General features: G+C 68.3%; 18 protein-coding genes. 13 read left to right on the top strand and 5 right to left on the bottom strand.

All coding sequences use genetic code 11. From position 1 onward, the window contains the following. Positions 1–7: 7 nt before the first annotated feature. The 3 genes from OB895_RS10015 to OB895_RS10005 form a co-directional block, all read right to left on the bottom strand. The gene (locus tag OB895_RS10015) at positions 8–2521 is read right to left on the bottom strand and encodes a DEAD/DEAH box helicase (RefSeq protein ID WP_311877191.1); all 2514 of its coding nucleotides are present in this window, start codon (positions 2519–2521) and stop codon (positions 8–10) included. 127 nt (positions 2522–2648) lie between these two features. Further along, positions 2649–3362 (bottom strand): purine-nucleoside phosphorylase, encoded by a 714-nt coding sequence (deoD, locus tag OB895_RS10010; protein WP_309693213.1) that lies wholly within the window; start codon positions 3360–3362, stop codon positions 2649–2651. Positions 3363–3396: 34 nt separating this feature from the next. Continuing rightward, positions 3397–4065, bottom strand: a complete 669-nt coding sequence (locus tag OB895_RS10005; RefSeq protein WP_079112089.1) for a DNA alkylation repair protein — start codon at positions 4063–4065, stop codon at positions 3397–3399. Positions 4066–4170: 105 nt separating this feature from the next. Here OB895_RS10005 and OB895_RS10000 point away from each other — a divergent pair, with 105 nt between their 5' ends. After that, complete coding sequence (locus OB895_RS10000; RefSeq protein WP_042538199.1) at positions 4171–4359, top strand: hypothetical protein; 189 nt, start codon at positions 4171–4173, stop codon at positions 4357–4359. 33 nt (positions 4360–4392) lie between these two features. Here OB895_RS10000 and OB895_RS09995 read toward each other — a convergent pair whose 3' ends face one another. Next, positions 4393–5427 (bottom strand): FUSC family protein, encoded by a 1035-nt coding sequence (locus tag OB895_RS09995; protein WP_042538197.1) that lies wholly within the window; start codon positions 5425–5427, stop codon positions 4393–4395. A gap of 121 nt (positions 5428–5548) precedes the next feature. Here OB895_RS09995 and OB895_RS09990 point away from each other — a divergent pair, with 121 nt between their 5' ends. From OB895_RS09990 to OB895_RS09940, 11 genes are all read left to right on the top strand, one after another. Then, positions 5549–6004 (top strand): SRPBCC family protein, encoded by a 456-nt coding sequence (locus OB895_RS09990; RefSeq protein WP_042538348.1) that lies wholly within the window; start codon positions 5549–5551, stop codon positions 6002–6004. Positions 6005–6188: 184 nt separating this feature from the next. Next, on the top strand, positions 6189–6548 hold the full coding sequence (locus OB895_RS09985; RefSeq protein ID WP_311877181.1) for a hypothetical protein: 360 nt from the start codon (positions 6189–6191) through the stop codon (positions 6546–6548). Positions 6549–6616: 68 nt separating this feature from the next. Further along, on the top strand, positions 6617–9502 hold the full coding sequence (locus OB895_RS09980; RefSeq protein ID WP_311877179.1) for a helix-turn-helix transcriptional regulator: 2886 nt from the start codon (positions 6617–6619) through the stop codon (positions 9500–9502). A 76-nt stretch (positions 9503–9578) separates the two neighbouring features. Further along, complete coding sequence (locus OB895_RS09975; RefSeq protein ID WP_042538190.1) at positions 9579–9782, top strand: cold-shock protein; 204 nt, start codon at positions 9579–9581, stop codon at positions 9780–9782. 381 nt (positions 9783–10163) lie between these two features. After that, positions 10164–11198, top strand: a complete 1035-nt coding sequence (locus OB895_RS09970) for an iron-siderophore ABC transporter substrate-binding protein (RefSeq protein ID WP_309694459.1) — start codon at positions 10164–10166, stop codon at positions 11196–11198. Between the two features lie 53 nt (positions 11199–11251). After that, a complete protein-coding gene (locus OB895_RS09965; RefSeq protein WP_042538343.1) occupies positions 11252–12274 on the top strand; it encodes a FecCD family ABC transporter permease in 1023 nt (340 codons plus the stop codon). After that, on the top strand, positions 12271–13353 hold the full coding sequence (locus OB895_RS09960) for a FecCD family ABC transporter permease (protein ID WP_376708812.1): 1083 nt from the start codon (positions 12271–12273) through the stop codon (positions 13351–13353). Before OB895_RS09965 ends, OB895_RS09960 begins: the two co-directional genes overlap by 4 nt. Further along, positions 13350–14150, top strand: coding sequence for an ABC transporter ATP-binding protein (locus OB895_RS09955; protein WP_042538187.1), 801 nt, complete (start codon positions 13350–13352; stop codon positions 14148–14150). Before OB895_RS09960 ends, OB895_RS09955 begins: the two co-directional genes overlap by 4 nt. Beyond that, positions 14140–15096: a siderophore-interacting protein gene (locus OB895_RS09950; protein WP_079112092.1), complete on the top strand. Its 957-nt coding sequence runs from the start codon at positions 14140–14142 to the stop codon at positions 15094–15096. The genes OB895_RS09955 and OB895_RS09950 overlap by 11 nt, the downstream gene beginning before the upstream one ends. Before the next feature lie 90 nt (positions 15097–15186). Next, positions 15187–15897, top strand: a complete 711-nt coding sequence (locus tag OB895_RS09945; RefSeq protein ID WP_311877171.1) for a hypothetical protein — start codon at positions 15187–15189, stop codon at positions 15895–15897. A 234-nt stretch (positions 15898–16131) separates the two neighbouring features. Continuing rightward, positions 16132–16605, top strand: a complete 474-nt coding sequence (locus OB895_RS09940) for a hypothetical protein (protein WP_042538340.1) — start codon at positions 16132–16134, stop codon at positions 16603–16605. Positions 16606–16638: 33 nt separating this feature from the next. On the opposite strand, the gene OB895_RS09935 is transcribed toward OB895_RS09940, so the two are convergent. Continuing rightward, positions 16639–17646, bottom strand: coding sequence for a LacI family DNA-binding transcriptional regulator (locus OB895_RS09935; protein WP_079112094.1), 1008 nt, complete (start codon positions 17644–17646; stop codon positions 16639–16641). A 215-nt stretch (positions 17647–17861) separates the two neighbouring features. Here OB895_RS09935 and OB895_RS09930 point away from each other — a divergent pair, with 215 nt between their 5' ends. Then, positions 17862–19868 carry a beta-galactosidase gene (locus OB895_RS09930; protein ID WP_079112095.1) on the top strand — a complete coding sequence of 669 codons (2007 nt, stop codon included), beginning with the start codon at positions 17862–17864 and terminating at the stop codon, positions 19866–19868. Positions 19869–19913: the final 45 nt, after the last annotated feature.

Below are 19913 nucleotides of genomic sequence, written 5' to 3'. Positions count from 1 at the left end.
GCCGCGCTCAGAGCCGGTAGACGCCCGTCACGGTGAGCACCGCAGCGCCCTCCTCGTCGGAGGCGGCGAGGTCGACGGTCGCGGAGATGCCCCAGTCGTGATCGCCCGCCGGATCGTCGAGGATCTGACGGACGGTCCACTCGGTCGTGCCTTCGGTGATGAGCAGCAGCTGTGCGCTGCGTGCGTTCGCTCCGGTGAGGATCTCGTCGTGGTCGGCGAAGTAGCCGTCGAGCGCGTCCGACCAGGCGTCCGCACCGAACGACGGGTCGAGGTCCGCGAGAGCAGAGACATCCTCGCGCGCCGCGAGCTGCACCCGTCGGAACAGCTCGTTGCGAACGAGGGTGCGGAAAGCGCGGGTGTTCGACGTCAGGCGCTTCGGAGCGGGCGGCACGATCGGCTCGTCATCCGGGCCGTGCAGCACGCCGTTGACCAGCTCTTCCCATTCGTCGAGCAGGCTCGAGTCGACCTGACGGACGAGCTCGCCGAGCCACTCGATCAGGTCGCGGAGGTCCTCGTCTTTGGCCTCTTCGGGGATCGTCTGGGATGCTGCCCGGTAGGCGTCGGACAGATAGCGCAGCACCACGCCTTCGGAGCGGGCGATCTTGTAATACGCGACGTATTCTCCGAACGACATGGCGCGCTCGTACATGTCGCGCACGACCGACTTCGGGTGCAGTTCGAAGTCGCGGATCCACGGCTGCGCGGCGCTGAACGTCTCGAACGCGGCCGTGAGCAGCTCATCGAGGGGCTTCGGGTAGGTGATCTCCTCGAGCAGCTCCATGCGCTCGTCGTATTCGATCCCCTCGCGCTTCATGGCGGCGACGGCCTCTCCGCGGGCAAGGAACTCCTGCTGCCCGAGGATCGCCCGAGGGTCGTCGAGCGTCGATTCGACGATCGAGATCATGTCGAGGGCGTAGGAGCCGGTTCCCGTGCCCGCAGACGGATCGCGGTCGAGCAGGTCGAACGCCGCGAGGGCGAACGGCGACAGCGGCTGGTTCAGCGCGAAGTTCGGCTGCAGGTCGACGGTGAGGCGGATCTCGCCGTCGACCGTCTGCTCGACGACGCCCGATTCGAGCAGCGTCCGGTAGATGCCGATGGCGCGCAGTGCGAGCTCACGCTGCCTCTTGCGAGGCTCGTGGTTGTCGTAGACCAGCGCACGCATGTTGCCGAACACGTCGCCGCCGCGGCCGATCACGTTGAGCATCATCGCGCTCGTGATCTGCATGTGCGAGGTCAATGTCTCGGGCTCGGCGTCGATCAGCTTGCGGAACGACGGCTCGCCCCACGACACGAAGCCGTCGGGTGCCTTCTTGCGGATGATCTTGCGCTTCTTCTTCGGGTCGTCGCCGGCCTTCTTGATCGCGGCGATGTTGTCGCTCTCGTGCTCGGGAGCCTGGGCGACCACGGTGCCGGCGGTGTCGAAGCCCGCACGTCCGGCTCGCCCCGCGATCTGGTGGAACTCGCGCGCGCTGAGCTGCCGCATCCGGGTGCCGTCGAACTTGGTCAGAGCCGTGAGCAGCACCGTGCGGATGGGCACGTTGATGCCGACGCCGAGGGTGTCCGTGCCGCAGATCACGCGCAGCAGTCCGCGCTGGGCGAGCTGCTCGACGAGGCGCCGGTACTTCGGCAGCATCCCGGCATGGTGAACGCCGATGCCCGCACGCAGGAACCGCGAGAGGGTCTTGCCGAAGGCGGTGGTGAACCGGAATCCACCGATCAGCGCGGCGATCTCATCGCGCTGCTCACGCGTGGCGACCTTGGTGCTCGACAGCGCCTGTGCCCGCTCCATCGCCGCCGCCTGCGAGAAGTGCACGACGTAGATCGGAGCCTGCCCGGTGCCGAGCAGGTCGTCGATCGTCTCGTGGATCGGTGTGGTCTCGTAGAAGTAGTGCAGCGGCACGGGACGCTCGACGCCAGTGACGGATGCCGTGTCGCGGCCCGTTCTGCGGGTGAGGTCGCTTGACAGCTGCGAGACATCGCCGAGCGTCGCGGACATCAGGATGAACTGCGCCTGTGGCAGCTCGAGCAGCGGCACCTGCCACGCCCACCCTCGATCGGGGTCGGCGTAGAAGTGGAACTCGTCCATGACGACCTGGTGCACCGCGGCATCCGTGCCCTGGCGCAGTGCGAGGTTCGCGAGGATCTCCGCCGTGCAGCAGATGATCGGCGCATCGGGGTTGACCGAGGAGTCGCCGGTGATCATTCCGACGTTCGCGGCGCCGAACACGTCGACGAGGGAGAAGAACTTCTCGCTGACGAGCGCCTTGATCGGAGCCGTGTAGAACGAGCGACGCCCCTCGACGAGTGCCGCGAAGTGCGCCCCGACCGCGACGAGCGACTTGCCGGTGCCGGTGGGCGTCGACAGGATCAGGTTGTTGCCCGAGACGATCTCGATGACAGCCTCGTCCTGCGCGGGGTAGAGACTGATGCCGGTCGACTCCGCCCACTCGACGAACGCCGTGTAGACGGCATCCGCATCGGATCCGTCGGTCAGCGTCGTGTGGTCGAGGATCGCAGGCATGGTCTGTCGATCATCCCACCTCCGGCACGGGCGAACCTCGTGCAGTACTCAGCAGGGAATCGTCCGATGCGGCCGAGATCACCGGATTCGAGCGGTCAGCACGATCTCATGCTGAATTGTGAACGCCTCAGACCGAGGTCGCGGCGCGCAGCGCGATGCGGATCATGTCGCCGAACGTCTGCTCGCGCTCCTGGGCGGTGGTCTGCTCGCCCGTGACGATGTGATCGGATACCGTGCAGATGGCCAGGGCGCGGCGCCCGTGGAACGCCGCGAGGGTGTACAGCCCTGCGGCCTCCATCTCGACGCCGAGCGCGCCGTGCTGCACGAACGGCTCGGTGAGCTCGGGGCGCGTGCTGTAGAACTGGTCGCTCGAGAACAGCAGGCCCACGTGCACGGCGGCGTCGAGCGCCTCGGCCTCGCTCGCCTCGACCGCGGCGCGCAGCAGCCCGAAGTCCGCGACGGGTGCGTAGTCGAGTCCGTGGAAGCGCACGCGGTTGATGCCCGAATCGGTGCAGGCGCCGTTCGCGATGATGATGTCGCGCACCTTGAGCTTCTCGGTCAGCGCCCCGCATGAGCCGACGCGCACGATCGTCTGCACGTCGTACTCCTCGAACAGCTCGCTCGCATAGATCGCCATCGACGGCTGCCCCATGCCCGACCCCTGCACCGAGACGCGGTGGCCGTTCCATGTGCCGGTGTAGCCCAGCATCCCGCGGGTCTCGGAATACAGCTCGGCGCCGTCGAGGAAGTTCTCGGCGATCCACTTCGCCCGCAGCGGGTCGCCGGGGAACAGGACGATGGGGGCGATCTGACCGGGCTGTGCGGCGATGTGCGTGCTCATGGCCTCAGCGTACGAGGGGATCCGATGAGGATGCTCAGCCCTCGCGCCTGCGCACGATCTCGCCGATCCAGATCGGGGCGAACGGAGAGGTGCAGCCGGGGGCGGTGGGGTAGTCGGCGAGCACCTGCAGGCGTTCACCGATCTCCAGCGCCCTGGCCCGCAGCTCCGGGTGGAAGATGCCGATGTTCGCGAGCGTCTCGTTCATCGCCCACTGCAGGCGCTTCGGGGCATCCACCAGGTCGCGCTCGATCAGGTCGAGCAGGTGCTCGAGGTCGAGGCCGTCGGCATCCTTCGCCACGCGCACGGTCGTGAGCGACCAGGCGGCGGCGGCGACCGTCGGGTCTGAGTCGTCGAACCAGCGCAGTCGCAGCTCTTCAGCGAGCGGAGTCTTCTTGGCGACGTAGTTCACGAACCAGTCGTTGACCTTGGGGGCCTGGGTCTGGCGCAGCATCGCGTCGAGCTCATCCGCGGTGAACTCGCGTGGCTTGCAGATGAGCAGCGCGAGCAGACGGGCGGACGTCTCGCCGGTCGTCCACAGGTCCTTCGCGAGGGCCTGGTCGGTCTTGATGCGCTTGGCCACCCCGCGCAGCCGGCTGAGGTTCATGCCGTGGTCGTCGCCGCGCTTCTCGTTGGCGGCGCGCATCTTCGGATCCTCGAGGGCTGCCAGTTCGGCGAGGGCTTCGGGCACGGTCATGTCGGGCATGTGACCAGGGTAGGCCTCGGGTGCTTGTCAAGGCCCGCGCTTCAGGGGCTGATGGCCCGGTAACCTCGCGTGCACGCAGACCGAACGCCGACGAGAGGAACGCGCATGAACCGCGACAGCAATGACATCGAGTCCGAGCGCAACGACATCAGCACAGAGCCGTCGCCCGGTGCGGAGGAGAACGACAACCTCGGCACCGAAGACAACAAGGGAGAGCCGGCGACTGCCGTCCCCTCGGGCCCTGCCTCCGACGACGACGGCGACGTGCTCGCCGACGACCCCGACCAGGACTGACCCCACCGCCGCCCCCTCGTGAGTGGGCAGCGCTCACTCCTCCTCGACGAGCTCCCCGCGGATGCGCCGGAGGTCTTCCATCAGCGACCCGATCAGGATCCAGTGGGTCGACGACGGCGGCCGGATGACGAGCGGCGCCGTGAGCGCGGGGATCGCCGAAGTCAGGGTCTCGGGTTCGGGTGACACGTCGGCGATCTGCACGGCCAGCCGCACGTCATGCCCCGCACGCCGCAGCTGCTCGGCGATCGCCGTGACGGCCGGCTCCTGGCCGATCGAGTCGTCGTAGTGGTCGAAGTACGCACGGGTCATCCCGATGGTCTGCGTCACGATCGGTGACAGTCGCTCGAGCAGCGCCCGCATCTCGCGGAGCTCCTCGCGGTGCGTCGAGCGACGCGGATTCAGGGTGAGAGACTCCTCGCCGGCCGCGATGGAGGCCTCAGCGGCATCCTTCATCGGGCGCAGCAGCCGGGCCTCGAGCATGAGCTCCTGCAGCTTCGCGGGCGTCTGCGGTTCGGGCAGCGCGTCGGCCAGACGGTCGAGGCTCGCGGCGAGCTCGCTGCCGAGCAGTCCGAGGTCGCGGCGGGCGGGGGCGACCAGCACCGGCGGCACGATCAGCGCGTTCACGACGATGCCGATGACCACGCCGATCAGGGTCTCGAAGATGCGCGCGATCGCATAGTCGGGGGTCGAACCGAGGGCGAGCACGAGCATCGCCGAGATCGCGACCTGGTTGCCGGTGCCCGGCGTCGCCTTGAACGCCCACGCGACCAGCATCGCCACGACGATGGCGAGCAGCACGATCCAGCTCGGCGAACCCAGCAGCAGGCCGAGAGCCACCGCGATCACGACGCCGACGATCACGCCGATGCTGCGCTCGAGCGCCTTCGACAGCGACTGGTTGACGCTCGGCTGCACGACGAGGAGCGCTGCGATCGCGGCGAACACGGGCAACTGCCCCGGAACCACCCAGCCGGCCAGCAGCCACGCGGCGATCGTCGCCGCGGCGGACTTCACCACCTGCAGCAGGGGCGAGCGCTTCGAGGCGCGGATCGCGGCGTGGATGCGCATGCACTCCACGCTACTCGCGCGCATGCTCGGTCGTGGCGCCCTCGATGTCAACCCCGTCGCGGATCCCCGTCGCATGCAGCTGAATGGGATCACACGAACGACGAACAGTGAGGAGCATCACATGGCGCAGATCATCGAGACCATCGACGTACACGTTCCGGTCGACATCGCTTACAACCAGTGGACGCAGTTCGAGAGCTTCCCCCACTTCCTCGACGAGGTCGAGTCGATCGTCCAGATCGATGACACGCACAACCGCTGGACCGTGAAGGTCGGCGGTGCGACGCGTGAATTCGACGCCGAGATCACCGAGCAGCACCCCGACGAGCGCGTCGCCTGGAAGAGCGTCGGTGGCGACACCGAGCACGCGGGCGTGGTGACCTTCCACAAGCTCGAGGACCTCACGACTCGCGTGACGGTGCAGATCGACTGGGAGCCCGAGGGCCTTCTCGAGAAGGTCGGCTCGCTCGTCGGCGCCGGCTCGCACGCCGTGAAGAAGGACCTGAAGAACTTCAAGGAGTTCATCGAGAAGCGCGGCGCCGAGACCGGTGCCTGGCGCGGCGACGTCGACGCCTGATCGACCCCTGATCCGAGGTCCGGGCGGTGGTGCCCCCATCACCGCCCGGGCCTCTTTCGCTGCCTGCTCGCAGTCTGCCTGCCTGCGGCCTAGGGCGCGCTCGACGCAGAAGATAGGGCATCCTCCCGATGTCGACGGGGCACCTCAGAGCGGAGTCTGAGGACATCCCAACTGAGGAGATGTCATGTACGAGCGCCCCTACTTCGCCGAGAAGATCAGCGAGTACGAGAACGAGCGTCTGGAGCAGGCGGCTGAACGTCGTCGTTTCCTCGCCGAGCACGCCGACCAGATCGTCCCGCGGACGCCCGGTCCGGTGGGACGGTTCGGACAGCGGATGCTGCGCACAGTCACCCGGCGACAGCCGAATGGGCCGGATGCCGCCGCGCATCCTGCCGCGGACGTTGCACCGGATGCCGCCGCCGCCCCGCGCACCACGACGGTCGTTCCGCGAGCCTTGCGGGTCGCTGCGCCCGCTGAAATGGCGCCCGGCGCACCAGCCGCCAGTCTGGCCGCCGTCTGCTGCGAGCCCGCGGCGGTTCGGTGAGTTCGGCATCCCTGGCACCGACCGCGCCACCCCGCCCGGATGTCGGAGGGGAGTGGGACGATGAGTCCATGTCACTCTCCGCCGCGAGCGCTGCGATGGTCGGCCGAGAGGCCGAGATCGCAGTCGTGCGCGGCCTCTTCGACCGAGTCGTCGAGGGGGTTCCGCTCGCGGCGCTCATCGAGGGCGAGGCGGGCATAGGCAAGTCCCGGCTGCTGCGCGAGTTCGGCGCCGAGGTGGTCAACCGAGCCGATGTGCATGTCGGGTGGTGCCTCGATCTCGGGGCCTCGCGCACGCCCTTCGGGCCGATCACCGGCATTCTTCGCTCGATCGTCACGCGCATGGGCGCGGATCGCGTGCGCGAAGAGCTCGGTGTCGGCGTCGAGGCTCTGGGGATGCTGCTGCCCGAACTCAATCCCACCGAGCGCTCGCAGACCAGCCCAGACAGGCTGCGCGATGCGATCGCGGCACTCATCGAGGCTGCGGCCGAGCATGCGCCGCAGGTGCTCGTCGTCGAAGACCTGCACTGGGCGGACGAATCGACCCTCGCGCTCCTCTCCTTCCTGCTGCGCACGCTGACCCATGGGCGCATCCTTCTTCTCCTCACCTGCCGCTCCGACGACGTCCGCCGCGGAGACGCGGTCAGCCGGTTCATCGGCGAGTCCACTCGCGCGCGCCTGCTCGAGCGGGTCACCGTCGAACGGCTCGAGGCCTCGGCGGTTCGCCAGCTCGCCGAATCGATCACCGGGCAGCCCCTCAGCGATGCGGCGCTCGAGCGCATCCAGGACCGCGCCGAAGGAGTTCCCTTCTTCGTCGAAGAGCTCGCCGTATGCTCCTCGGGTCCGCTTCCGGGCAGCCTGCGTGATCTGCTGCTGGCCCGTTTCGACCGACTCGGCGATGACGCGAGGAGGGTGGTGCAGGTGGTCTCGGGGGCGGAGCGTCCGCTGACCCATCCGCTGGTCACGCGGCTCGCGGGTCTGGCCGAGGCGCGCCTCGATGAGGCGATCCGTGAGGCGACGCTCAGCGGCATCCTCGTCGTGGCCGACGACGACTATCGATTCCGGCACGCGCTGCTGCGCGAGGCCGTGCACGACGATCTGCTTCCGGGTGAGAGGGCGCGGCTGCACCGAGCGTATGCCGAGGCGCTGGAGGAGAACGGCGAAGGCTCCGACACCGCCGACTCGGCCGCGCTCGCCTATCACTGGCAGCTCGCGCAAGACGACCACCGAGCGCTCGCCGCGGCCGTCGCCGCGATGTTCGATGCCAAGTCGCGGTTCGCCTTCGCGAGCGCGGCACGCTTCGGAGAGCTCGCCCTCGATCTGTGGATCCAGGTGCCAGACGCCGAGAGCATCGCGGGTCTCGGTCGCCTCGACATGCTCCGCACCCTGGGGTCGGTGCTGCGCAATGCAGGCGACGGCGAGCGGGCGCTGGCCGTCGTCAATCTCGCGCTCGGGGAGGTCGACCCCGACACCGTCGACCCGCGCATGCATGCGAGTCTGCTGCGAGACAAGGCCTACTACATGATGCACCTCGGCCGATCGGGGCCGATCCAGCTGCTGCAGCAGTCGCTGAAGATCCTCGAGAGGCAGGTGGACGACGATCGACTGCGCGCATCGGTGCTCAATCAGCTCGCGAGTCGCTACATGATCGCCGGGCGACTCGATGAGGCGATCGCGCTGGCGACCGAGGCCGGTGAGCGCGCCGAGCGGGTCGGGGCCGACGATGAGGCGTCGATCGCCGCGAACGTGCGCGGCGGGGCTCGAGCGCACCTCGGTGATCTCGAGGCCGGGCACCGGGAGTATGCGGCCGCTCTCGATCTGGCGCGCAGTGCGAACCCCGAGATGCGATATCGCGTCAACTACTCCGACCTGCTCGGGCTGCTCGGGCGCTACAGAGATGCCGTCTCCGTGGCCGAAGACGGCTTGGCCAGAGCGCGTGCGTTCGGCGTCGAACGCACGACCGGTGCGTTGATGACGCAGAACATGGCCGTGCCGTTGCTCGAGATGGGGGAGATCGAGCGGGTCGAGGGGATGCTGTCCCGCGAACTCGCGCAGAGGACGCTGCGCATCTCTCACATGTACTCCACGATGACCCGCGTGCGCGTGCTTTCGTGGCGAGGGCGACACGACGAGGCGGCCGAGATCCTGCGCGAGTGGCATCCCGCCTTCGAGGAGACCGGTCGTGTCGAGCGGCAGATCTGGTACGACGAGGTGATGATGCGCGTCGCTGTCGCCGAGGGGCGAGGAGACCTCGCAGGTGCGCTCGACGAGATCCGCGCGATGCTCGCCGATGACGGTCCGGTCTTCCTGCATCAGAGGCGGCTTCTTCTCGAGGCGGGCTGGTTGATCGCCGAGCTGCGGGCGGCGGGTGTCGACGTCGGTGAAGCGAGCGACGAAGTCCGAGCGGCGTGGCTCGCTCAGCCGGATCAGCTGCTCGGTGACACGTGGTGGTCCATTCTCGAGTCGCTGCTGTCGCCGTCGGCACCGAGCCTGCGAGAGGCTGTCGAACTCGCCGACGGCGATGACGTGCCCGTGACCTTCCGCCTCATCACCCGGCTCGAGCTCGCCCGGTTGCTGGTCGATGCCGGCGATCGCTCCGAGGCGACGGCGGTGCTCGCCCATGCGATGAACGAGGCCGAACGCCTCGGGCACGTTCCCCTCACCCGGACGATCGGTGCGTTCGCGGCTGCGGCAGGCCTCGCTGCGGCACCGGCGAGTGCGCAGCGCGCGGAAGAGTCCGACCCGCTCACGGCCCGCGAACGGCAGGTTCTCGACCTGATCGCCGAGGGGCTGAGCAATCGTCAGATCGGCGAGCGGCTCTTCATCAGCGTCAAGACGGTGAGCGTTCACGTGTCGGCCGTGTTGCGAAAACTCGGCGTCAGCACGCGCACTGAGGCGGCGGTCCTGCAAAAGAATCCGAACTTCGGGGTTTCACGTCAGGATGCCGTGGTACGTTGAGCTTGCGCGTATGTCGGACGTTCCGTCACGGCGCAGGCCGCGCAAGCGGCCGTTTGAAAAAGAAAGTAGAAAACACATGGCCACTGGCACTGTGAAATGGTTCAACGCTGAAAAGGGCTTCGGCTTCATCGCTCCCGATGACGGCACGGACGACCTTTTCGCCCACTACTCGGCAATCACCGGCTCCGGTTTCAAGGAGCTCCGTGAGAACCAGAAGGTCGAATTCGACGCTGAGCGTGGCCCCAAGGGCATGCAGGCTGCGAACATCCGCGCTCTCTGAGCGCGAGCAGACTTCCTGAAGCCGGTCGGATCCTCACGGATCCGACCGGCTTTCTCTATGCCCGAGCGCTTTTCCGAGACGGACGTGATGCGGTGCGGGGTCAATAACGCATCTGAGCGGGCGTGCGAGGTCAATAAAGCATCCGAATCGGGCGTGGGGGATGCGTTTTTGACCCCGCACGCGCGGACTGGCTGCTGACCGCTGCGGGATCGAGCCTGCATCCGGGCATGCGTTTTCGCCCCGCACGCGCGGGATGGACGCCGCCCGGCGCCCGGACCCGAGATGAGGCTTGCCTAACTTTCTGTTAGATTAGGCCAGGCTTACCAAAGCCTGGCGCCCCTCCGCGCCGCACCCCCTCATCCCAACCCGAAGGGAATGCCTGTGCGCACCTCTCGTCTTCTCGCCGCCGGTGTCGCCGCGGCCCTCGCCCTCGGCCTCACGGCCTGCGCGACGCCGTCGAACGACTCGACCTCCGACTCCGCCGGCGGAAACCCCGCCGATGACAGTGCCTTCCCCGTCACGATCGAGCACGTCTATGGCGAGACCACGATCGAGAAGAAGCCCGAGCGCGTCGCGACCGTCGCCTGGGCCAACCACGAGGTTCCCCTCGCTCTCGGCATCGTTCCCGTCGGCATGAGCAAGGCCTCGTGGGGCGACGACGACGACAACGGCATCCTGCCCTGGGTCGAGGAGAAGCTCGACGAGCTCGGCGGCGAAGAGCCCGTGCTCTTCGACGAGTCCGACGGCATCGACTACGAGGCCGTCGCCGACACCGAGCCCGATGTGATCCTCGCTTCGTACTCCGGCCTCACGCAGGAGGAGTACGACACCCTCTCGAAGATCGCTCCGGTCGTCGCGTACCCCGAGGTCGCCTGGGGCACGCCGGTCGACGAGATGATCGAGATGAACTCGAAAGCTCTCGGACTCGAAGCAGAGGGCGATGCCCTCATCGAGGATCTGCACGCCGACGCCGAGGCCGCTCTCGAGGAGAACAGCGCTCTCAAGGACAAGAAGGTCCTCTTCGCCTACATCGACCCGAGCGACCTGAGCCAGGTCGGCTACTACACCGCGATCGACACGCGCCCCGGATACCTGCACGACGACCTGGGCCTTCCTCTGCCGTCCGTCGTCGAGGAGAACGCCGACAGCGACCAGTTCTACCTGACCGTGAGCTCCGAAGAGGCCGACAAGTTCGCTGACGTCGACGTCTTCGTGACCTACGGCGACGAGTCGCTCATCGCGACGCTGCAGGCAGACCCGCTGCTGTCGAAGATCCCGGCCATCGCCGAGGGCCGCATCGCGATCCTCCCGGATGCCACTCCGATCGCCGCGTCGGCGAACCCCTCGCCGCTGTCGATCCCGTGGGGTCTCTCCGACTACCTCGGCCTGCTGGCGGCACCGCTCGCCGCGAAGTGACCTTCAGCGTCACCCTCGCGCACTGAATTCCCGTGACCGCTGTCACCCTTCCCATGCCGGGCACCGCAGACCTGCGGCGCCCGGCATGGGCGCGCTCGCTCTGGCTGCTCGTCGGTCTCGGAGTGCTGCTCGTGCTCTGCATCCTGTCGATCTGCTTCGGCGTGCGCTCCGTGAGCATCGACGACATCTTCGCCGCGCTCAGCGGGCAGGATGACACCCTCGCCCAGGCCGCGATCATCAAGCGCTTCCCGCGCACCGTGCTCGCGCTCCTCGTGGGTGCCGCCCTCGCCCTCTCCGGCGCGACGATGCAGGCGGTCACCCGCAACCCGATCGCCGATCCCGGCATCCTCGGTGTCTCGAACGGCGCCTCGCTCGCCGTCGTCATCGGTCTCGCGTTCATCGGCCTCACCGACGCATACAGCCAGATGGCGCTCGCGATCATCGGCGCCGCACTCGCCGCAGCCTTCGTCTACACGGTCGGCTCGCTCGGCCGCGGCGGCGCCACTCCTCTCAAGCTCGCCCTCGCGGGTGCAGCCACGTCGGCCGCCTTCGCCTCGCTCATCAGCGCCATCATGCTGCCGCGCGTCGACCTCCTGCAGGCATTCCAGTCGTGGCAGATCGGGGGCGTCGGCGGCGCCGAATGGCCGCGCATCGCGATCACGGCGCCCGTGCTCGCGCTGGGAGCGCTGATCTGCTTCGTGAGCGCCCGCGGCATGAACTCCCTCGCCCTCGGCGACGACATGGCCAAGGGTCTCGGCGAGCACGTCTTCCGCACGCGCCTCATGTCGGCGCTCGGCGCCGTGATCCTCGCCGGCGCCGCCACCGCCATCGCGGGTCCGATCGGCTTCGTCGGACTCGTCGTTCCGCACGTCTGCCGGATGCTGATCGGCACCGACCACCGCTGGCTTCTGCCGTTCTCGGCCATGGCCGGCGCAGCGCTGCTTCTCGCGAGCGACATCGTCGGCCGCGTGATCGCGCCCTCGTCGGAGGAGATCCAGGTCGGCATCATCACCGCGATCATCGGAGCCCCGTTCTTCATCTGGATCGTCCGCCGTCAGAAGGTGCGTGAACTGTGAGCACCATTGACCGAGCTGCGGCCCAGACTCCTGCGGCATCCGAACGAAGGGGCGGGTCCGTCGCCGCGATCGTCGCCGGCCGTCGCTCGCGACACCGCCGCCACGCGGTCGCGACCATCGTTCTCGGCGCGATGCTCGTGGTGCTGTTCGCCGTCGCCCTGATGATCGGCAACACGTTCTATCCGCTCGACGAGGTGATCCGCGTCATCGTGGGCGAGACGGTTCCGGGGGCGTCGTTCACGGTGGGTGAGCTGCGTCTGCCCCGCGCGGTGCTCGCGATCCTCGCCGGGTTCGCGTTCGGCATCGCGGGCGTCTCGTTCCAGACGCTGCTCCGCAACCCGCTCGCGTCTCCCGACATCATCGGCATCTCGAACGGCGCCGGCGCCGCTGCGGTGTTCGGCATCGTGGTGCTGTCGTTGAACGGCCCCGTGGTCTCGCTCCTGGCTCTCGTCGGAGCGATCGTGACCGCGGGCATCATCTACCTGCTGTCGATCAAGAACGGCTTCGCCGGCACACGACTGATCCTGATCGGCATCGGCGTCGCGGCGATGCTGCAGAGCGTCATCTCCTACATGCTGTCGCGCGCAGCGAGCTGGGACATCCAGACCGCGATGCAGTGGCTCACCGGAAGCCTGAACAATGCCTCGTGGGAGCGCGTCATGCCGCTCGCGATAGCCGCGGCGTTGCTGATGCCGCTGCTGCTCTCGCAGGGGCGCGCGCTCGGAGCCATGCAGCTCGGCGATGATTCGGCGTCCGGTCTCGGCGTGCGGGTCAACACCACCCGCCTGCTGTTCATCCTGGGTGCCGTCGCCCTGCTCGCCTTCGCGACCGCGGCCTGCGGCCCCATCGCGTTCGTCGCGTTCATGGCGGGTCCCATCGCCGCCCGCATCACGGGCCCGGGAGCGAACCTGCTGCTTCCGAGCGCGTTCGTCGGTGCCGTGCTGGTGCTCGGCGGCGATCTGCTCGGCCAGTTCGCGTTCGGGGATCGCTACCCGGTCGGCGTGATCACCGGCGTGCTCGGCGCTCCGTATCTCATCTTCCTGCTCATCCGCACCAACCGCTCGGGAGGCTCACTGTGACCGAGGCGCACACTCTGACGGCCGAGTCCGTCACGCTCGCCTACGGCGACCGCACGATCATCGACGGCCTCGACCTCGCGATCGCCCCCGGCAAGATCACGACGATCGTCGGAGCCAACGGATGCGGCAAGTCGACGCTGCTGCGCTCGCTCGCGCGTCTGCTCTCGCCGACCGCCGGCCAGATCGTGCTCGACGGCAAGTCGGTGCACGCGCGCCCCACCAAGGAGGTCGCGCGCATCCTCGGTCTGCTGCCGCAGTCGCCCGTCGCGCCGGAGGGCATCGCCGTCGCCGACCTCGTGGGTCGTGGCCGGCATCCGCACCAGAAGATGCTCGCCCGCTGGAGTGCCCACGACTACGAGATCGTGGCGGACGCCCTCGAGGCGACCGGAACCACCGACCTCGCCGACCGCAGCGTCGACGAGCTCTCGGGTGGCCAGCGTCAGCGCGTGTGGATCGCGATGGCACTCGCGCAGGAGACCGACATCCTGCTGCTGGACGAGCCGACGACGTTCCTCGACGTCGCGCACCAGGTCGAGGTGCTCGACCTGCTCACCGACCTGAGCGTCTCGCGCGGCACCACGATCGTCATGGTGCTGCACGACCTCAACCTCGCCGCGCGGTATTCCGACGAGCTCGTCGCGATGAAGGAGGGCAGGGTGCACGCCACCGGCGCTCCGCAGGATGTCGTGACCGCCCAGCTCGTCGAAGAGGTCTTCGACCTCGCGAACCAGATCACCATCGACCCGGTCTCGGGAAAGCCGATGGTCACCCCGATCGGAAGGCATCATGTCCGCTGAGACGACGACCGAACGCCCCACCTACGTGCTGGCCCGCGCCGAGGTGCGCGCGGTCGAACGGGTGTCGCCGAACTTCGTGCGCGTCACCTTCGGCGGTGACGACCTCTTCGAGTTCGGCACGCCCGGCGACACCTTCGACTCTCGGATCAAGATCGTGTTCCCGCCGGCATCCGGCATCCTTCCCGAGCTCGATCGGGACACCGACGACTGGTGGGGGTCGTTCCTCGCCGTGCCCGAGGACGAGCGCGGATCCATGCGCACCTACTCGGTGCGCGAGCTTCGCGTGACGGATGCCGGCACCGAGCTCGACGTCGATTTCGTGCTGCACCTGGCGCCTGGACTGACGGGCCCCGCGTCGAGGTGGGCCGATGCGGCCGCCGCCGGCCAGGAGCTGTTCATCGTCGGACCGCGTCGCGGGGTCGCCGCGGCGGCTCACGGCGGTGCCGAGTACGAGCCGGGCACTGCTGCGTCGGTCGTTCTCGCCGGTGACGAGACCGCGGCTCCCGCGATCGCCCGCATCCTCGAAGACGCCCCGAGCGACCTCCGAGGCTGCGCGTTCATCGAGGTGCCGTCTCCCGCCGACATCCTGCGCATCGACGCTCCCGCCGGCGTCGAGGTGCACTGGCTGCCCCGAGATGCGGGCGAGCCCCACGGTGTGCGTCTCATCCCCGCTGTGCTCGAGTACCTCGGCGATGCGGACGCGGCCGACGAGATCGACGTGAAGGACATCGAGTCCGAGGACCTGCTCTGGGAGACCCCCGACTATTCGGGCCTCGGCGAGGAGATCGCGGCGGCGGATGCTCCCGCCGAGCGCTATTTCTGGATCGCCGGCGAGAGCGGCGTCGTCACCACACTGCGCCGTCACCTGGTCAAGGACCTCGGCATCGACCGCTCCCAGGTCGCCTTCATGGGCTACTGGCGCCGCGGCGTCGCGATGCGCGGCTGAGCCGCCTGCTTTCGCGCGGTCGGCCGCGCAACGGTTCGCGTCGTGCTTTGAGTCCTGGAGTTCCGCCACGGCAGAGGTCAGACTGGGCGGATGGATTACGCCGGAGTAGTGCCGATGGACGCCCCTGACCCGAGCGCCGATTTCGAAGCTCGCCTGCGCGGGCTGTCCTACCCGGTGTTCCAGCTGCGGCCGCAGCCATCGCTCACGCGCATACCGGGTGCCTCGTTCATGGAGATGGGCGCGTCGGCGGCAGCGGGCGCGCCGATGGGACTGGCGGAGTCGTCGGTGTCGCTCACCTACACGCTGTGGAGGAATCCTGACGACCATTCCGACCCGCGCAACGAGATCGAGCTGGACCCCGGCATCCGACGATCGATCGAGGAGGAACCGCCGTGGGGCCGCCCAGCGTGGCTGATCGAGCGGGCTCAGCTGCTCAAGTACCCGATGCTCTGGGAGGCGGTGCGCACCAGCTGGCAGGCGTCGCCCGATCCCGAGCGGCACGCGCTCTCGGAGCAGTTGGTCGACCACGCCAATCACATACTGCGGAACAGATTCCGTGAGGAGCTCGGACTCCCCGACCTGCCGAGCGAGGGTGACGACGGCGGCTGGGAGGCGAAGACATCGGCGGCCAGGGATGCCGTCGTCGCGGTGGATGGCCGGAATCGACCGGGTGTGCAGATCGACACCGATCCCTTCGTCTACGCGGTGGGCTTCCGCGTCGATGAGAACGTGGTCTGCACTGTCGTCGTGCCGCGCGACAGCCTGCCGACGATCGACCTCGCCATCACGACCTTCGAGTGAGCCGCCCGATCCGCGATTGACGTCACCCTGCGCCGACGCTTCGCAGGAACCGCTCCACGTGAGCGGTCACCCATTCCGCATCGAACGGTCGGCTGCGAAGCAGCCAGCGGTGGAAGATCGGCCCGACGAACAGTTCCGCGACATCGCCCGCGAAAGATCGTGCGAATGCTGAGTGCGGTCGCGAGAGCGACGCGCTCTCAATCGTCATCGCCGTTCAGCCGCTACGCTCGCCATGTGATTGCCGACGACGAGACGCTCATCCACGTCACGCCGGATGCCGCGTGGCTTCCCCGCCACGGCAGGGCCGAGGTGATTCGTCGCAGCACCCCGCCTCGGCCGATGTGCGTTGTCCGGCTGTTTCTGCGACAGGGCGATCAGGTCTTCTGTGTGCCGCGAGACGAGAACAGCCGCCTCGACCTGCCCATGCGTCATGTCGGAGTCGACGACCCGAGCGGCATGCTCGCGATCGCCGATCTCGCCGAGCGGGTCACCGGCCGCCGGTCGCAGTTGACCTTCTCGGGAGCAGTGCGAAACATCGTCGAATCACCTCAAGACGGTTATCCCTGGCCGACGCCGTGTGCGTACTTCGGAGTATGGACTTCGAAAGCCACCCCCGTCGTAGAAGGGACGTGGGTCAGCATCGGCGACGAATCTCCGTTGCGCGACCGCCATTGGTTCCCCTTGGCGGGTCACGTCCGGATTCGCTGATCTAAGTCGATACGTGAGCGCGCAGCCCGAGCCTCACGCGCTCTCGCGCACCACGAGCTCGGTGTCGAGGATGACCGAGCGGGGCGATGCTCCGGCGATGACCTCGAGCAGCACGGCGACCATCTGAGCGCTGATCTGATCCCAGGGTTGACGCATGGTCGTGATCGGAGGCTCGTGGGTGGCGGCGAGGCCCGAGTCGTCGAACCCGGCGATCGCGATGTCCTCCGGCACGCGGCGTCCGGCACGGCGGGCGGCGGCGATCGCTCCGGCGGCCATCCGGTCGGATGCTGCGAACACGGCGTCGACGTCGTGCTCGAGCATCCTCGTCATGGCGGCCTGCCCTGATTCGTACGAGTAGTCGCCCACCTCGACCAGCGTCTCGTCGAACTGCTCGCCGAGCTCTTCGCGGAAGCCGACCAGGCGGTAGCGCCCGCCGGGGGTGTCGTCGGGGCCCGTGATCATGCCGATGCGGCGGTGGCCCTGCGCCACGAGGTGCGCGGCCATCGTGCGGGCTGAGGCGACCTCGTCGACCGAGATCGTCGAGAGCTCTCGTTCGTGTCCGAGGGGCAGGCCGCAGCAGACGGTGGGGATGCCGACCTCGATCAGCTGGTCGAGCAGCGGATCGGACTCGTGCGATGAGATCAGCATGACGCCGTCGACGTGACCGGCGCTGAGGAACTGGGCGACGCTCTCGCGCTCGGCGGGCGTTCCGGCGACGAGCAGCACCAGTGTCATCGCGCGCTGCGCGAGGGCTTCGGCCGCTCCGCGCAGCAGCAGTGCGAAGGTCGGGTCGTCGAACAGCAGCTGCTGCGGCTCGGTCAGCAGAAAGGCCAGTGAACCGGCGCGGCCCGTGGCGAGACTGCGCGCGTGATGGTTCGCCGTGTAGCCGGTGGCGAGGATCGCCTCTTCGACGGCCTGCCTGGCATCGGGGGACACCCAGTGCCCGCCGTTGATCACACGCGAGACCGTGCTGCGGGACACCCCCGCCTGCGCCGCGATCTGGCGGATCGTCGGCTTGCGCTTCGCGCTGACATCACTCATCGCCTGTGACTCTACCCACAGCATCCCATCGAGCGGTAGTCCAACCTGGGACCGGTCTCAGTTCGGTAACGGCAGTTGTGATCGACGGCAGACCTGGGGTAGAACTGAGACCGGTCCCAGTCGCTCTCATGAGTCAGGCTGAGACCGGTCCCAGTCGAATGAGCGACAGCACGCCGGGACCCGCACCACGACCACACCGACCCGATGGAGTGCCGATGACCTCGCCCCACGCCTGGCCTGAGCTGCGCGGAATCGCCTATGGCGGCGACTACAACCCCGAGCAGTGGTCGCCCGAGACGTGGCGCGAAGACGTCATCCTGATGCGCGAGGCCGGAGTCAACCTGGTCAGCGTCGGCATCTTCTCGTGGGCGCTCATCGAAGTCGCCGAGGGCGAGTTCGACTTCTCCTGGCTCGACGAACTGCTCGACCTGCTGCACGCGAACGACATCAAGGTCGACCTGGGCACGCCCACGGCATCGCCGCCCGCGTGGTTCTTCGCGAACCACCCCGACGCCCACGTGATCGACCGCGAGGGACGCACGATGGGCTTCGGCTCGCGCGGCATGGCCTCGCACTCGTCACCGGCCTACCGCGAGGCGATCGTGCGGATCGCGGATGCTCTCGCGGCGCGCTACGCGCAGCATCCGGCCGTCGTGCTGTGGCACGTGCACAACGAGTACGGCGTTCCCATCGGTGAGGACTACTCGCCGAACGCGGTCGCCGCTTTCAGGCTCTGGCTCCAGGAGAAGTACGGCTCGCTCGATGCGCTGAACAGCGCGTGGGGCACCGCCTTCTGGGGTCAGCACTATTCGGCGTGGGAGCACGTCGGTGCGCCCGCCATCGCCCCGAGCGTCGTGAACCCGGCTCAGCGCCTCGACTTCGCGCGCTTCACGGATCACCAGCTGCGTGCGTGCTTCATCGCCGAGCGCGACGCGATCCGCGCGCACGCCGATCAGCCGGTCACGACGAACTTCATGGCGAACCAGAGCTGGACCACAGACCTGTGGGCCTGGGGCCGCGAGGTCGACATCGTCTCTGACGACCACTACCTGTGGGCCGCCGACGAGGACGCGCACATCGGGCTCGCGATCGCAGCCGACCTCAGCCGCTCGGTCGGCGGCGGCAAGCCGTGGATCCTCATGGAGCACTCGACCTCGGCCGTCAACTGGCAGCCGCGCAACATCGCCAAGCGTCGCGGCGAGATGCAGCGCAACTCCTTCACGCACCTCGGCCGCGGAGCCGACGGCATCCTGTTCTTCCAGTGGCGCGCGGGCCGCTCGGGTGCCGAGAAGTTCCACTCCGCGATGCTGCCGCACGCCGGCACCGAGTCGCGGGTCTTCCGGGAGGTCGTCGATCTGGGTGCCGCGCTCGGCCGCCTCGACGAGGTGCAGGGCAGCACGGTGAAAGCCGACGTCGCGATCCTCTGGGACTTCGAGTCGTTCTGGGCACAGGACCTCGAATGGCGCCCCTCCGAAGATGTCACGCACGCCGCCCAGGTTCGCCGCTTCTACGAGCAGCTGTGGCGTGACGGCATCACGGTCGACTTCGCCCTGCCGGGCCAGGACCTCTCGGGCTACCGCCTGGTGGTCGCTCCGGCGCAGTACCTGTTGAGCACCGCGGATGCCGCGAACCTCACCGCCTACGTGAACGACGGCGGCACCCTGCTGGTCTCCTTCTTCTCGGCCATCGTCGACGAGAACGACGCCGTGCACGCCGGTGGCTTCGTCGCCCCGCTGCGTGAGGCCCTTGGGCTCACGGTCGAGGAGTTCCTGCCGCTGCGCGAGGGCGAGAGCCACGGACTCGACTGGGTCGATCACGACGGCATCATCGCCGACGTCTGGCAGGAGGACATCGCGCTCGAAGGAGCCGAGGTCATCGCGAACTTCTCGGGCGGACCCGGTGAGGGCGAGCCCGCGATCACGCGTCACCGTCACGGGGCGGGCACCGGCTGGTACGTCGGCACCCGGCTGGATGCGGCGGGAATGCGCGCGCTCCTGCACGAGGTCTACGCGGATGCCGACGTCACCCCGTCGGGTGTCGCCGAGGGCCTCGAGGTCATCACCCGTCACGGCGGCGACTCGGTCTACCGCATCGCCGTGAACCACCGTGATGACGACGTCGAGCTCGAAGCCGCAGGCGTCGAGCTCCTCAGCGGCGCCGAGATCTCGGGCGTCCTGACGATCGCGGCGGGCGGGGTCGCCGTCATCCGCACCTCCCACTGACAGCACGATCCGCACGACCCGCATCACCCTGCACCACCACGAACC

Origin of the sequence: Microbacterium forte (assembly GCF_031885415.1) — a bacterium.
GTDB lineage: Bacteria > Actinomycetota > Actinomycetes > Actinomycetales > Microbacteriaceae > Microbacterium > Microbacterium forte.
Note: the sequence above shows the minus strand (reverse complement) of the source record. Positions and strands in the feature narration are given on the sequence as shown.